We start from the raw sequence: 12,908 nt of genomic DNA, 5'->3' as shown, positions 1-12,908 counted from the left end.
TTCGGGAAACAGGGGTGTCCAGTGTAGTCCCGCCGGACCGACACTCCGTGCCGCGCAGCAGCGGTCCGGACCGGTGACGGACGGGAGGCACGTGGCGGACCCGCCACGTGCCTCCAGTCCGTCAGCGCGTCAGCGCTACATCTCTTCGTGCGTGTCCGGGTCGCCGTCCCACAGGCGCCCGCGCTCGAGGCCGGAGATCGCGGCGACCTCGTCGTCGGTCAGCGCGAAGCCGAAGACGTCGAGGTTCTCGCGCTGCCGGTCGGCGTCGCCCGACTTCGGCACCGGCACCGCGCCGAGCTGGACGTGCCAGCGGAGCACGACCTGCCCAGGGGTGACCCCGTGCGCCGCGGCCGCGTCGGTGACCGGGCGCTCGGTGAGCAGCTCGGAGCGCTTCGCGAGCGGGCTCCAGCTCTCCGTGACGATCCCGTGGTCGGCGTGCACCTTCCGGAGCGCCGCCTGCGGGAAGTACGGGTGCAGCTCGACCTGGTTGACGGCCGGGGCCACACCCGTGGCGTCGATGATCCGCGTCAGGTGCTCCGGCGTGAAGTTCGAGACACCGATCGAGCGGACCTTGCCGCTGTCCCGCAGGTCGACGAACGCCTTCCACGTCTCGACGAACTTGTCGACGGACGGGTTCGGCCAGTGGATCAGGTACAGGTCCACCCGCTCGAGGCCCAGGTTCGCGAGCGTCTCGTCCACCGAGCGGTGCGCCTCGTCGTACCCGTGGTGCCGTCCGGGGAGCTTCGAGGTGACCACGATGTCCTCGCGGTCGACCTCGGCGTCCCGGACGGCGCGGCCGACGGCGTCCTCGTTGCCGTAGTTCAGCGCGGTGTCGAGCAGCCGGTAGCCGCCCGCGATCGCCGCGCCCACCGCGGCGGCGCCCTCGTCGCCGTTCAGTCCGTACGTGCCGAGACCGAGCTCCGGGAGACGGTGGCCGTCGTTCAGCTCGATCGTCGGGGCGCCGACCTGCATCAGCGGACCCCGAGCAGGTCGATCACGAAGATCAGGGTCTTGCCGGACAGGAAGTGGCCGCCACCGGCGGGGCCGTAGGCGAGCTCCGGCGGGACGACGAGCTTGCGGCGACCGCCGACCTTCATGCCGGGGATGCCCTCCTGCCAGCCGCGCACGAGCGCCGCGAGCGGGAAGTCGATGGGCTCGCCGCGGTTCCAGGAGCTGTCGAACTCCTCGCCGGTCTCGTACTCGACGCCGGCGTAGTGCACCTTGACGGTGGAGCCCGCGGTGGCCTCGTCGCCGGAGCCCTCGACGATGTCGGTGATCACGAGCTCGGTGGGGGCCGGGCCCTCGGGGGCGTCGAACTCGGGCTTGCTGTTCAGGTCAGTCATGCCGGCCAGTCAACCAGTTCGCGCGGGCATCGCCGTCCAGCCCGCCGAGGCCCCAGAATGGTTCCACCGTGACACGATCCGACACCGCCCCGCGCCGCCGCCTGCTCGCCGACCTCACGCCGCTCCGCCGCTCCCCCGCGTTCGCGCGGCTGTGGGCCGGCACGGCGATCGCCGGCATCGGCACGCAGATGACCACCGTCGCGGTCGGGCTCGAGGTCTACGAGATCACCCACTCCACCTTCGCGGTGGCCCTCGTCGGCGTCATCGCCCTCGTCCCGATGATCGTCGCGGGACTCTACGGCGGGATGCTCGCGGACGCGTTCGACCGGCGGCTCGTCGCCCTGGTGTCCGCGATCGTCGCGTGGGCCGCGGTCGCCCTCATCGCGACGCACGCCTGGCTCGGACTGCACAGCGTCGCGCTCCTCTACGTCCTCGCGACCGTGAACGCCGTCGCGGCCACGGTCAGCAACGCGTCCCGGTCCGCGATCGTCCCGCGGCTCGTCGGTACCGACCTGCTCCCCGCGGCGAGCGCCCTCGGCGGCATCGCGTCCGGCTTCCAGGTCACCGTCGGGCCCGCGATCGCCGGCGTGCTGATCGCGAGCGTCGGGTTCGCCCCCACGTACACGATCGACGTCGTCCTGTTCACGTTCGCGTTCCTCGGGGTCTTCACGCTTCCCCGGATGGCGGCGGAGCACGGTGCCCTGAAGCCCGGGCTCGGCTCGCTGATCGAGGGTGCGCGGTTCCTCCGACGCTCCCGCAACATCACCATGACGTTCGTGCTCGACATCGTCGCGATGACGTTCGGGCAGCCTCGCGTGCTCTTCCCCGCGATCGGCGCGCTCGTCATCGGCGGCGGGTCGATCACGGTCGGCACGCTCACCGCCGCGTACGCCGTCGGCGCGTTGCTGTCGAGCGTGTTCTCCGGCCCGCTCGGGCACGTACGCCGCCAGGGCGAGGCGGTCGGTTGGGCGATCACGGCCTACGGCGGCGCGATCGCCGCGTTCGGCGTGGTCATCGCGCTGGCGCACGTGCTCGGCGGCCGGTCGGGCGAGGCGTTCGGCGTCGAGATCCTGCCGGCGCTCGGGCTGGCCGCGCTGTTCCTGGCGCTGGCGGGCGGGGCGGACAACGTCAGCTCGGTCTTCCGCAACACGATCCTGCAGGCGGCGTCGCCGGACGGGATGCGCGGCCGTCTGCAGGGCATCTTCATCGTGGTCGTCACCGGTGGTCCGCGGCTCGGTGACCTGTACGCCGGACTGGTCGTCGCGGCAGGGATCGCGTACCCGCCGGTCGTCGGCGGCGTGCTCATCATCGGCTTGGTCGCGCTGCTGCTCCGGCTCGTGCCGTCCTTCCGCCGCTACGACGCGCTGGACCCGCACGCGAACTGAGGGCGCCGCCCGCGGTGCGACCAGGGGACGGACGGGAGGCGCGTGGCGGGGTCGCCACGATCCTCCAGGCCGGTACGGGGTCGGGTACCGTACATCGCATGCCCGACAGCGCCTCGCGCGACCTGCAGCGGACCGGGATCCGCGCGGTCGTCCGGCGCACCTACCACTCCGTGATCCGGCACCGCGTCGTGGACGCCGCCGCCTCGCTGACGTTCTTCGCCCTGCTGACGGTGTTCCCGACCGCCCTCGCGGTGGTGTCCGCACTGTCCGTCGTGGACCGGCAGGGTGACAGCCTGACCGACGTCGTGCAGGTGCTCGGGTTCATCGTTCGTCCGGAGACCGCGCAGCACCTCGAGGGACCGCTCCGGCAGCTGTTGACGCTCGACAACCCGTGGCTCGGCTTCTCGATCGGGGTCGTGCTGACGCTGTGGTCGCTGTCCGGGTACGCGACCGCGTTCGGCCGGGCGATGAACACCGCGTACGAGGTCGAGGAGGGGCGGCGGATCTGGAAGTTCCGGTCGATGATGCTCCTCGTCACGCTGCTCGTGATGGTCGGCGGGGCGATCGCGATCGTCATCCTGCTCGGCACCCCCACGATCTCCGCGGCGATCATCCGGCAGCTCGGGTGGGCGCCCTGGATCGACGACGTGTGGAACGTGGCGAAGTGGCCGGTCCTCGCGGTCGACCTCGTCGTGATGGTCGCGGTGCTGTACTACGCGACGCCGAACGTGAAGACGCCGCAGCTGCGCTGGGTGTCCGCCGGCGCCGGGTTCGCGATCGTGACGTGGGCGCTCGCGACCCTGGGCTTCTCGGTCTACGTCGAGACCATCGGCGGGGGTGGGAACCGGGCGTACGGGTGGCTCGGTGGCGCGATCCTGCTGCTCGTCTACCTGTACATCTCGAACTTCGTGCTCGTCGTCGGCGGGGAACTCGACTCCGAGGTGATCCGGATGCGCCAGCTGCTCGCCGGCATCGAGGCGGACGAGTCGATCCGGCTGCCGCTCCGGGACGTCACGCGGAACTTCACGCTCGCGCGGTGGCGGGACCAGGACATCCGGGCCGCCCAGGACGTCCGGACCGCGGCGCTCGAGCGGGCGGCCGAGGACGACGAGCCCGACCCCGTCGCCGAGCACCTGCGGGAGATGTCCCGGCAGGTCCGGGCCGGCGAGCGTCCCCTGCCGTAGCGCGGCGGCCCGGCGGGGGGCTGCCCGCAAGACGCAACGTGGGCGGTTCCTCGCAGCGGAATGTCGATGCGAGAAACCGCCGACGTTGCGTTTTGCGAAACGGGAACCGGGGAACGGGCAACGGGGAACGGGCGAGCGGCTCAGCGCTCGCGGTGCATCCGGGCGGCCTCGGCGTCCAACATCTCCTCGGTGATGACCGGGATGGCGCCGGTGGCCAGCTCGATGCCCGACAGGCGCGCCGGGCTCAGGACGCGCTGGACCTGGTCCTCGTCCATCAGCCCCGCCGCGGTGACGAGCGTCGCGATCGGCGTCGAGGTGGTCAGCGCCGTGTGCGCGATCGACGCCGCCGCCGCGTAGCCGATGTACGGCGTCAGCGCGGTGACGACGCCGACGTTCGTGTCGACCTGCGCCGCGAGCTTCGCCTCGTTCGCCTGGATCCCGGTGACGCAGTTGATCCGGAGCGTCGCGCACCCGCTCGCCATCCACTGCAGCGACTGCAGGATCGAGTGCGCGATGATCGGTTCGAAGGCGTTGAGCTGCAGCTGCCCGCCCTCTGCCGCCATCGTCACGGTGGTGTCCGCCCCGGCGACGGCGAACGCGATCTGGTTCACGACCTCGGGGATCACCGGGTTGACCTTGCCGGGCATGATCGACGACCCCGCCTGGCGTGCCGGGAGCGTGATCTCGCCCAGGCCGGCCTGCGGACCCGAGGCGAGCAGCCGCAGGTCGTTGCAGATCTTCGAGAGCTTGGCGGCGCTGCGCTTCACGGTGCCGGACAGCGTCATGAACGCCCCGGCGTCGCTCGTCGCCTCGATGAGGTCCGGGGCCGTCACGATGTCCAGCCCGCTCGCGACCTGGAGCTGCCGGCGCACCTCGTCCCGGTACTGCGGGTCGGCGGTGATGCCCGTGCCGATCGCCGTCGCCCCGAGGTTCGTCTCCGCGAGCAGCGGCATCACGGTGCGCAGCAGGAGCACGTCCTCCTGGATGGTGTGCGCGAAGCCGGTGAACTCCTGCCCGAGGGTCATCGGCACGGCGTCCTGCAGCTGGGTGCGCCCGATCTTCAGGACGTCGGCGAACGCGTGACCGCGCTCGGCGAACGCGTCGGACAGCAGGGTGAGCTGCTCGACGAGTCGCTGCACGCCGAGGATCATCGCGAGCTTGATGCTCGTCGGGTAGGTGTCGTTCGTCGACTGGCTGCGGTTGACGTGGTCGATCGGGTGCAGGTACCCGTAGTCGCCCTTCTCGCGGCCGAGGAGCTCGAGGGCCCGGTTCGCGAGCACCTCGTTCGTGTTCATGTTCGTCGAGGTCCCGGCACCGCCCTGGACGATGTCGACGACGAACTGGTCACGCAGGGCACCGTCGCGGACCTCCTGTGCGGCCCGGTCGATCGCGTCCGCACGCTCCGCGTCGAGCACGCCGATCGCCTTGTTCGCCCGGGCGGCCGCCTGCTTGACGGTCGCGAGCGCCTCGACCAGGTCCGGGTACACCGCGATCGGCACCGAGGTGATCGGGAAGTTCTCCTTCGCCCGCAGGGTGTTGATGCCCCAGTAGGCGTCGGCGGGGACCTCGCGGGACCCCAGGGAGTCGGTCTCGGTGCGGGTTCGTGGTGCTTCGTTGCCGGTCACCCGTCCGAGGCTAGCCCGTCCGGCCGGTCGGGTCCGGCAGGCGGGTGCGCGTGGTGACCGTGGGACGGACGGGAGGCCCGTGGCGGCGTCGCCACGGGCCTCCCGTCCTTCCGGTGGTCGCGACCGCGACCCGCGTCAGTGGAACTGCGGGACGATCAGGTAGATCCCGTAGAGCACGGCGATGCCGGAGACCGCGAAGCAGGCGACGGCGAGCGCGCGGAACGCGCGCACGCCGGGCTGCACCACGCCCGGTTGGGGGAAGCCGGCGGTGGCCGGGCCGACCGTGCCGTCGTCCTTGACGGTGTACTTGCCGGCGCGGGTGTCGGCGGCGCTCCAGAGGCGCAGGCCGATCGAGTAGACGAGGACCACGAAGCACGCGGAGACGACCGCGACGATCGCGACGGTCAGGAATGCGAACCAGTCGATGCCCATCAGCGACGTCCTCCGTTCCGTCCGGCCATGCGGCGCAGGGTGCGCTCGCGGCTCAGCTCGGCGCGGCGCTCGGCGACCCGGGCAGCGCGCTTCTTGCGCTGCATGTCGCGGAGCTCCTTGCGCGTGAGCACCGCGTTCGCAGCCACGTCCACCTCGATCGCCTGCTCGTGGGGCTTCCGCAGCGACCACAGGTACAGGCCGAGGATCACCGCGGCACCGATGACCGCGTCGATGACGAGCCCGGTGACGCCGAGGAGCGCGATGCCCGAGGCGACCGCGCCGACCGCCGCGGCGGCGGGGAGCGTGATGAACCACGCGATGACGATCTTGCCCGCGGTCGACCACTGGATCTTCGAGCCACGGCGACCGAGGCCGGCGCCGATGATCGAGCCGGACGACACCTGCGTGGTGGAGAGCGCGAAGCCGAGGTGACTCGACGCCAGGATGGTGGCGGCGGTGGACGCCTCGGCCGCGAAGCCCTGCGTCGCGCGGATCTCGGTGATGCCGGACCCGAGCGTGCGGATGATCCGCCAGCCGCCGGTGTAGGTGCCGAGGGCGATCGCGAGCGCACAGGCGACGATGACCCAGAACTGCACGCCGGAGTCGGCGGACTGCGCACCGGAGGCGATCAGCGTCAGCGTGATGACGCCCATCGTCTTCTGCGCGTCGTTCGTGCCGTGCGCGAGCGACACCATCGAGCTCGTGAAGACCTGCCCGATCCGGAAGCCGCCGCGCTCGTTCGGGAAGACCGGACGGCGCGTGACGCGGTAGGCGATGCGGGTCGCGAGGAGCGAGACGAGCGCCGCGATCACCGGGGACAGGAACGCCGGGATGATGACGACGGTCAGGAGGGCGGCGTAGTTCACCGCCCCGAAGCCGGCGCCGACGATCGCCGCGCCGATGAGCCCGCCGAACAGTGCGTGCGAGGACGACGACGGCAGACCGCGCAGCCACGTGATCATGTTCCAGACCACCGCGCCGATGAGTCCGGCGAAGATCATCTCGGGCGTGATCGCGACCCCGCCCGGGCCCTCGTTGATCAGCCCGTGCGAGATCGACGTCGCGACGGCGGTGCTGAGGAACGCGCCGATCAGGTTGAGCACCGCGGCGACCGTGACCGCCACCTTGGGCTTCATGGCGCCCGTGGCGATCGGCGTCGCCATCGCGTTGGCGGTGTCGTGAAAACCGTTTGTGAAGTCGAAGAACAGGGCCAACGCGATGACCAGGACGACTATGAGTGTGATGTCCACCGCGGGAAAGTGTCCCAGGCCGGACCGCTGAGCACAAACCCTGCCGTTCACCCGGTGTTCACCACGCCTGCGGGGTCGTTCAGGTTCGGTACGACCCGGATGGGAGGATGGCGGTCATGGACACCGCGGAACTCCTCATCCTGCTGATCGGTTCCCTCGCGGTGACCGGGTTCGCGCGGGCGAAGGGCCTCCCCGCGCCGCTGCTCGTGACGGCGGTCGCCCTCGCGGTCTCGTTCGTCCCCGGCCTGCCCGAGATCACGATCGACTCCGAGGTGATCCTGACGGTGGTCCTGCCGCCGCTGCTGTACTCGGCGGCACTCGACGTGTCGTGGCAGAGCTTCCGGCAGTCGATCAAGCAGATCCGACGCCTCGGGATCTTCCTCGTCATCATCACGGCCCTCGCGGTCGCGGTCGCCGCCTACCTGCTCATCCCGGACATGGACTGGCCCGCGGCGATCCTGCTCGGTGCCGTCGTCGCCCCGCCGGACGCGGTGTCCGCGGCGTCCATCGGCCGGAAGCTCGGACTCCCCCGCCGGGTGATGACGGTGCTGTCCGGCGAGAGCCTGATCAACGACGCGGCGTCGCTGACGCTCGTGCGGGTCTTCACGCTCATCGCCGCGGGCACCTCGCTGACGATCTGGCAGGACCTCGGGATCTTCGGGCTCGCGATCGGCGTCGGCTTCGCGGTCGGGATCGTGCTCGGCGTCGCGGTGCACTGGATCCGGATGCGCATCAACGACCCCGTGGTCGAGACGATCATGAGCATCCTGCTGCCCTTCGTCGCGTACGTCCTCGCCGAGCACCTGTCCGGGTCCGGGGTCATCGCGGTCGTCACGGCGGGCCTGTACATCGGCTACAACTCGCCGAAGGAGGGCTACGCCACCCGGCTGCAGGAACGTCCGCTGTGGACGAGCATCGACGTCATCCTCGAGGGGTTCGTCTTCGCGCTCATCGGCCTGCAGCTGAAGACCGTGGTGCAGGACCTCCTCGAGAGCGACCGGAGCCTGACGCAGACGCTCACCGCGGCCGCCGTCGTGCTCCTCGTCGTGATCCTGGTCCGCCCGCTGTTCGTGTTCGAGTCGTACGTGCGGAACCGCTTCAACGGACGGTGGCTCCGGCCGCTGCGCATCCGTCTGTCCCGCGGACACCCGTCGCTGCGGTGGTTGCGGGGCTCCGCGGAACCGAAGCTCAACTGGCGGGAGCTGCTCGTCATCTCGTGGACCGGCATGCGCGGCGTGGTGACGCTCGCGGCCGCGGTCGCCGTCGTGGCCGACCCCGTGCAGATCAAGGCGCAGGACACGATCTTCATCATCGCGTTCGTCGTGACCGTCGGCACGCTCCTGCTGCAGGGCCTGACGCTGCCGTTCGTGATCCGGGCGCTCCGCGTGCAGGACCCCGGCGAGGGCGAGGAGGACGTCCGCAGCGAGATGCGCCTGAACCAACGGACGACAGAGGCGGCCATCGCGCTGCTCGAGCGACGTCGGCCGGCGTGGTCGGAGCAGTACGGGGCCGCGGCCGTCGACTCGGTGGTGAACCGCCTCAAGGCCCGGCTCGAGCGCCAGGCCGAGACCTTCCGCCGCGACGCCGAGGAAGAGGAGGACGAGGAACGCAACGCCCCGATGCGCCTCCGGGGCGCGCAGATCCAGGACATCCGGCGCGAGCTGCTCGACCGACGGCGGGAGATCGTGCTCGAGGAGCGCGAGAAGGGGAACCTCGACGAGGAGGTCATGCGCCGCGTGCTCGTGACGCTCGACGCCGAGGAACTCGCGATGGACTCGGCCCAGGCGTCCCGCAGCCGCTCCTGACGTTCCCCGCTCTCGGCGCACGGTGAGTGCACCGGGCGTATCGTGACGCTCCGACCAGCAGAAGGAGCACAGCGCCGAGTGAGCGAGCCGCGGAACGACGTCCCCAGGAACCACGACCTCCCTGATCGAGACGGAGCGCCGCGCACCGCCGCGCCGAAGCCCCGGCAGACCCGGCCCTCCACGCGGGGCGGCTCGAAGCCCCGCCGCGGTGCCCCGGTCGCCGGGAGCCGGTCGACCGGCGCACGCGCCACCCCGGTCCGCCAGGCGCCCGTGCCGGAGCCGCAGCGGATCAGCCGCTACCGCCGCTGGTACGGCACGCTGCACCCGTCGCTGCAGCTCATCGGCCTGCAGCTCTGGATGCCGCTGTTCTTCATCGTCGGCTTCTGCCTCTGCTACGTCTTCGCGTTCCACGCCCCGCACCCGCACGACGTGCCCGTGGCGCTCGTCGGCAGCGACCCGACGCTCGTTGCCGCCGTCGACAAGGCACTGCCGGGCGAGTACGTGTTCCACCTGTACGACTCGCTGGCCCAGGCGAAGCGCGACGTGCTCGCCGGGACGATGGCGGTGGCGTACGACCCGTCGACGAACGAGGTGTTCAAGGCCAGCGCGCACCAGTTCCAGGTGGCCTCGCTCGTCCCGGCGACACTGACGAGCGTCCTCACCGCGACCGGAGCCGCCGCCCCGACCGTCACCGAACTCGCACCCCTGCCCGCGTACGACGAGTACGGCACCGTCGCGATGTACGTCATGCTCGCATGGTGCATCGGCGGCTACATGGTCGCGATGTTCATCGGCATCATGGGCGGCCCGCTCCGGCACCGCACCCGGATGACGGTCATCGTCGTCGGCGGCCTGGTCATCTCGCTCATCACGAACACGCTCGCCGGCCCGGTCGTCGGCGCGATCCAGGGCCACTGGATCGAACTCGTCCTGATCGCCTGGGGCTGGATCGTCGCGATCGGCCTGGCCGTGAACGGCCTGAGCTACTTCGTCGGCCGGTTCATCGCCGCCCCCGCGATGATCTGCTTCGTCTTCCTGTCGATGCCGTCCTCCGGCGGTGCGTACCCGAAGTGGTTCATGCCGGAGCCGTTCGCGTGGCTGAACAACGTCGTCGTCGGCTCGAGCATGGTCGACATGATCAAGCACGAGATCTACGGCGTCGGCCCGGGCTTCGGCCGCGGCCTGCTCACGATGGCCTGCTACGCCGCGGCCGGGCTCGTGCTGATGTTCTTCGGCAAGAAGCTCTGGGAACGGCGGCGGATCGCGGCGATCGTGAACGGCCGCACGACGATGTTCCAGGACGCCCAGAACGCCAACCGCGAGTTCCTGGGCAAGCAGCGCGACGCCGAGCTCGAGCGGCACGGGCTGACCTCGACCGAGACCGGCACGCTGAGCGTCCTGCGCGACGACGACTGGGAGGACGACCGCGTCGGCGGCGACGTCTTCACGGGTGGCCGGGACGGGCTCGAGGGGCAGGCACCGCAGACGGGCCGGATCCCCGTGGTGCGTCCGGCGGACCGGTCCGGTCCAGGGCGGCCGGGAGGCGCGGGGAACGGCCCGCGCACGCGTCCCGTCCCGCGGACGGACGCGTCACGCACCCCGGAGCCGCAGCACGGGCGGCACGCGGAGCGCTGAGTGACGCCTGCTCCGGCGTATCCTGGCGCGATGGACTCCCGCACCGTCTGGCACCGCACGCTCGTCACCGCCGTCGTCGTGTTCCTCGTGCTCGCCGCAGGGCTCTGGGTCACGAGCGTGGTCCTCGCTCCCGCCGACGGGCGGAACGTCGCCGGGCTGTTCGTCGGCTGGGCGATGTTCGCCGTGCTCGCCGCGATCGCGGTCGGCATCGTGGACTTCTTCGTGCGCCCGCTCGGCGGCCGGAGCGGTGACGCCGAGGTCATAGCCGCCGCGGAAGAGGCGCGGACCGGCAGCACCCGCACCCAGGCGCAGCGCTGAGGTCGCCGACGGGTCCCGCTGTCAGACCCCGGTGCCGCTGAAGCCGGACACCGTCGCGTTGTCCTCGGCGAAGGTGAAGCGCGCGTCCACCGCTCCCCCGGCGAGCACGGCCGGCAGCCAGTAGCGCGCGTCGTCCCACATCGCGTCGTACGGGACGGCGTCGACCGGGATCCACCGCGGCTCGAGCTCGTCGCTGCCCGACGGGCTGCCGTGCCAACGGCGGCAGACGAACACGTCCGAGACCTGGGACCAGGACGGACGGTACGGGAACCGGTAGTCCAACGTGCCACGAGCCTCCAGGTCGGCGGGGTCGAGCCGCAGGCCGACCTCCTCCTGCACCTCGCGCACGGCGGCCGCCACCGGCGGCTCGCCGGTCTCGCGCTTGCCGCCCGGACCGACCAGGCGGCCCGTCCCGAGCCCGCGCCGCTTCTCGCCGAGCAGGACCTCCGGGCCGGCGTCGCCGTCGCGGAGCAGGTACACGACGACCACCGGGGCATGCTGGGACTTGCTCTCGTCGCGCTCGGTCACGCGTCCAGTCTGTCGGACGATCTGCCGTACGCTGATCCCATGGCAGGCGTGCTGCGGGGGCACCATGGCTGAGCCCCGCAGGACCGGGCGCAGCCTCGAAGTGCTGCGCGCCGAGGCCGCCGAGGAGATCGCGGTGCTCGTCGAACACCGCAGCCGCGCGGGCGAGGACCCGTGGGAGTTCATGCCGCTCCTGCCCACCGTCGACGAGCAGGTCGTGCTGATCCTGCAGGCCGAGTCCGTCGAGCTCGACGCCGCGATCGGGCAGCGGAGCGCGCACTGGGCGGTGCACCCGGCCTCCGGGCACGGCACCGAGCTCGGCGAGGAGTACCACCGGCTGCGCCGCATCGCCCTGCTGCACCCCGAGCTGACCCCCGCGGTGTGGAAGCTCATGGGCGCGCTGCCCGGCGACCACTGACCTGCGCTCCGGGCCGACCGACCTGCGGTTGGATGGGGGCATGACCGACACCGTCCTCGCCGTCCTCAACCAGCCCTCGCGGCACGCCGACCCCCACGACCCGTCGGCCGACGCGTACACGTGGGCGAAGCCGCTCGAGGAGCACCTGCAGGTCCAGGACCTCGGGGCGATCCGCGGCGACGGGGTCTTCGAGACGATCACGGTCGTCGACGGCCGCCCGCAGGCGCTCGAGCCGCACCTGGCGCGGTTCGTCCGGAGCGCCGCCATGCTCGACCTGCCGGAGCCGGACGTCGACGCCTGGCGGCAGGCGATCGAGGCCGTGTGCGCCCGCCTCGACCCCGTGCACGAGGCGTTCGCGAAGACCGTCATGACCCGGGGCGTCGAGGGCTCCGGCCGCCCGACCGGCTGGGTCTACGCGGCGCCGTCCGGCGACCAGAGCGTCGCACGCACCGAGGGCATCGCGGTCGTCACGCTCGATCGCGGCTACCGGCACGACGTCGAGCGCACCTCGCCGTGGCTGCTGCAGGGCGCGAAGACGCTGTCGTACGCGGTGAACATGGCCGCCCTGCGCGAGGCCGAGCGACGCGGGGCGGACGATGCGCTCTTCGTCTCGACGGACGGCTACGTGCTCGAGGGCACGCGCGCGAACCTCGTGATGGCCGTCGACGGGCGTTTCGTGACGCCCCGGACGGACATCGGCATCCTCGCCGGCACCACGCAGGCCGACGTGTTCCGCTTCGCCGAGGGCGAGGGGATCGCCACGTCGTACGAACTGGTCACGCTCGCGGACCTCGAGGCGGCGGACGCCCTGTGGCTGCTCTCGAGCGTCCGCCAGGCGGCCCCGGTCCGGTCCGTCAACGGGGTCACCCGGGCGATGGACCTGGCGATGACCGAGCGCATCAACGACTTCCTGCTGTCCCGCGAGCAGTAGCCGCCACGCGGCGGACGGGAGGATCCTGGCGGGGTCGCCACGATCCTCCCGTCCGCC

Annotated in this window: 13 protein-coding genes; 7 read left to right on the top strand and 6 right to left on the bottom strand. The window is 71.6% G+C overall.

Annotation, left to right across the window (positions count from 1 at the left end; all coding sequences use genetic code 11):
- Positions 1 to 135 precede the first annotated feature (135 nt).
- Together LQK89_RS05460 and LQK89_RS05455 are read right to left on the bottom strand one after the other, a co-directional pair.
- Entirely contained in the window at positions 136 to 972 is an 837-nt protein-coding gene (locus LQK89_RS05460) for an aldo/keto reductase (RefSeq protein ID WP_174778577.1), read from the bottom strand.
- A complete protein-coding gene (locus tag LQK89_RS05455) occupies positions 972 to 1,343 on the bottom strand; it encodes an FKBP-type peptidyl-prolyl cis-trans isomerase (protein ID WP_175326216.1) in 372 nt (123 codons plus the stop codon). The genes LQK89_RS05460 and LQK89_RS05455 overlap by 1 nt, the downstream gene beginning before the upstream one ends.
- Before the next feature lie 68 nt (positions 1,344 to 1,411).
- On the opposite strand from LQK89_RS05455, the gene LQK89_RS05450 reads away from it, so the two are divergent.
- Both LQK89_RS05450 and LQK89_RS05445 read left to right on the top strand, forming a co-directional pair.
- The gene (locus LQK89_RS05450; protein ID WP_175326215.1) at positions 1,412 to 2,728 is read left to right on the top strand and encodes an MFS transporter; all 1,317 of its coding nucleotides are present in this window, start codon (positions 1,412 to 1,414) and stop codon (positions 2,726 to 2,728) included.
- Positions 2,729 to 2,826: 98 nt separating this feature from the next.
- Positions 2,827 to 3,912, top strand: coding sequence for a YihY/virulence factor BrkB family protein (locus tag LQK89_RS05445; RefSeq protein ID WP_231050418.1), 1,086 nt, complete (start codon positions 2,827 to 2,829; stop codon positions 3,910 to 3,912).
- A gap of 140 nt (positions 3,913 to 4,052) precedes the next feature.
- On the opposite strand, the gene LQK89_RS05440 is transcribed toward LQK89_RS05445, so the two are convergent.
- The 3 genes from LQK89_RS05440 to LQK89_RS05430 all read right to left on the bottom strand — a co-directional run bounded on the left by LQK89_RS05440 (position 4,053) and on the right by LQK89_RS05430 (position 7,219).
- Positions 4,053 to 5,537, bottom strand: coding sequence for an aspartate ammonia-lyase (locus LQK89_RS05440; protein ID WP_144802101.1), 1,485 nt, complete (start codon positions 5,535 to 5,537; stop codon positions 4,053 to 4,055).
- Positions 5,538 to 5,672: 135 nt separating this feature from the next.
- Positions 5,673 to 5,969, bottom strand: coding sequence for a hypothetical protein (locus LQK89_RS05435; RefSeq protein WP_058742585.1), 297 nt, complete (start codon positions 5,967 to 5,969; stop codon positions 5,673 to 5,675).
- Positions 5,969 to 7,219, bottom strand: coding sequence for an inorganic phosphate transporter (locus LQK89_RS05430; RefSeq protein ID WP_231050417.1), 1,251 nt, complete (start codon positions 7,217 to 7,219; stop codon positions 5,969 to 5,971). Before LQK89_RS05430 ends, LQK89_RS05435 begins: the two co-directional genes overlap by 1 nt.
- A gap of 116 nt (positions 7,220 to 7,335) precedes the next feature.
- Between LQK89_RS05430 and LQK89_RS05425 the strand changes: the two genes are divergently transcribed.
- The 3 genes from LQK89_RS05425 to LQK89_RS05415 all read left to right on the top strand — a co-directional run bounded on the left by LQK89_RS05425 (position 7,336) and on the right by LQK89_RS05415 (position 10,977).
- Positions 7,336 to 9,024: a cation:proton antiporter gene (locus LQK89_RS05425; protein WP_141860790.1), complete on the top strand. Its 1,689-nt coding sequence runs from the start codon at positions 7,336 to 7,338 to the stop codon at positions 9,022 to 9,024.
- Positions 9,025 to 9,102: 78 nt separating this feature from the next.
- The gene (locus LQK89_RS05420; RefSeq protein ID WP_231050416.1) at positions 9,103 to 10,659 is read left to right on the top strand and encodes an ABC transporter permease; all 1,557 of its coding nucleotides are present in this window, start codon (positions 9,103 to 9,105) and stop codon (positions 10,657 to 10,659) included.
- A 30-nt stretch (positions 10,660 to 10,689) separates the two neighbouring features.
- Positions 10,690 to 10,977: a hypothetical protein gene (locus LQK89_RS05415; protein ID WP_058742582.1), complete on the top strand. Its 288-nt coding sequence runs from the start codon at positions 10,690 to 10,692 to the stop codon at positions 10,975 to 10,977.
- Positions 10,978 to 10,998: 21 nt separating this feature from the next.
- Here the strand turns inward: LQK89_RS05415 and LQK89_RS05410 are convergent, their stop codons facing one another.
- Positions 10,999 to 11,505 (bottom strand): 8-oxo-dGTP diphosphatase, encoded by a 507-nt coding sequence (locus LQK89_RS05410; RefSeq protein WP_058742581.1) that lies wholly within the window; start codon positions 11,503 to 11,505, stop codon positions 10,999 to 11,001.
- A gap of 64 nt (positions 11,506 to 11,569) precedes the next feature.
- On the opposite strand from LQK89_RS05410, the gene LQK89_RS05405 reads away from it, so the two are divergent.
- Positions 11,570 to 11,920, top strand: coding sequence for a tryptophan synthase subunit alpha (locus tag LQK89_RS05405; protein ID WP_174778588.1), 351 nt, complete (start codon positions 11,570 to 11,572; stop codon positions 11,918 to 11,920).
- A 40-nt stretch (positions 11,921 to 11,960) separates the two neighbouring features.
- Positions 11,961 to 12,851 (top strand): aminodeoxychorismate lyase, encoded by an 891-nt coding sequence (locus LQK89_RS05400; RefSeq protein WP_058742579.1) that lies wholly within the window; start codon positions 11,961 to 11,963, stop codon positions 12,849 to 12,851.
- Positions 12,852 to 12,908 lie beyond the last annotated feature (57 nt).

The sequence above is a fragment of the Curtobacterium sp. C1 genome (assembly GCF_021049325.1).
GTDB lineage: Bacteria > Actinomycetota > Actinomycetes > Actinomycetales > Microbacteriaceae > Curtobacterium > Curtobacterium citreum.
This window is presented reverse-complemented; position numbering and strand designations above follow the sequence as displayed.

What these genes read in the sequence shown, in the direction of transcription:
- LQK89_RS05460 (WP_174778577.1), bottom strand. Translation starts at nt 972, where the DNA reads ATGCAGGTCGGCGCCCCGACGATCGAGCTGAACGACGGCCACCGTCTC.
- LQK89_RS05455 (WP_175326216.1), bottom strand. Translation starts at nt 1,343, where the DNA reads ATGACTGACCTGAACAGCAAGCCCGAGTTCGACGCCCCCGAGGGCCCG.
- LQK89_RS05445 (WP_231050418.1), top strand. Translation starts at nt 2,827, where the DNA reads ATGCCCGACAGCGCCTCGCGCGACCTGCAGCGGACCGGGATCCGCGCG.
- LQK89_RS05435 (WP_058742585.1), bottom strand. Translation starts at nt 5,969, where the DNA reads ATGGGCATCGACTGGTTCGCATTCCTGACCGTCGCGATCGTCGCGGTC.
- LQK89_RS05425 (WP_141860790.1), top strand. Translation starts at nt 7,336, where the DNA reads ATGGACACCGCGGAACTCCTCATCCTGCTGATCGGTTCCCTCGCGGTG.
- LQK89_RS05415 (WP_058742582.1), top strand. Translation starts at nt 10,690, where the DNA reads ATGGACTCCCGCACCGTCTGGCACCGCACGCTCGTCACCGCCGTCGTC.
- LQK89_RS05405 (WP_174778588.1), top strand. Translation starts at nt 11,570, where the DNA reads ATGGCTGAGCCCCGCAGGACCGGGCGCAGCCTCGAAGTGCTGCGCGCC.
- LQK89_RS05400 (WP_058742579.1), top strand. Translation starts at nt 11,961, where the DNA reads ATGACCGACACCGTCCTCGCCGTCCTCAACCAGCCCTCGCGGCACGCC.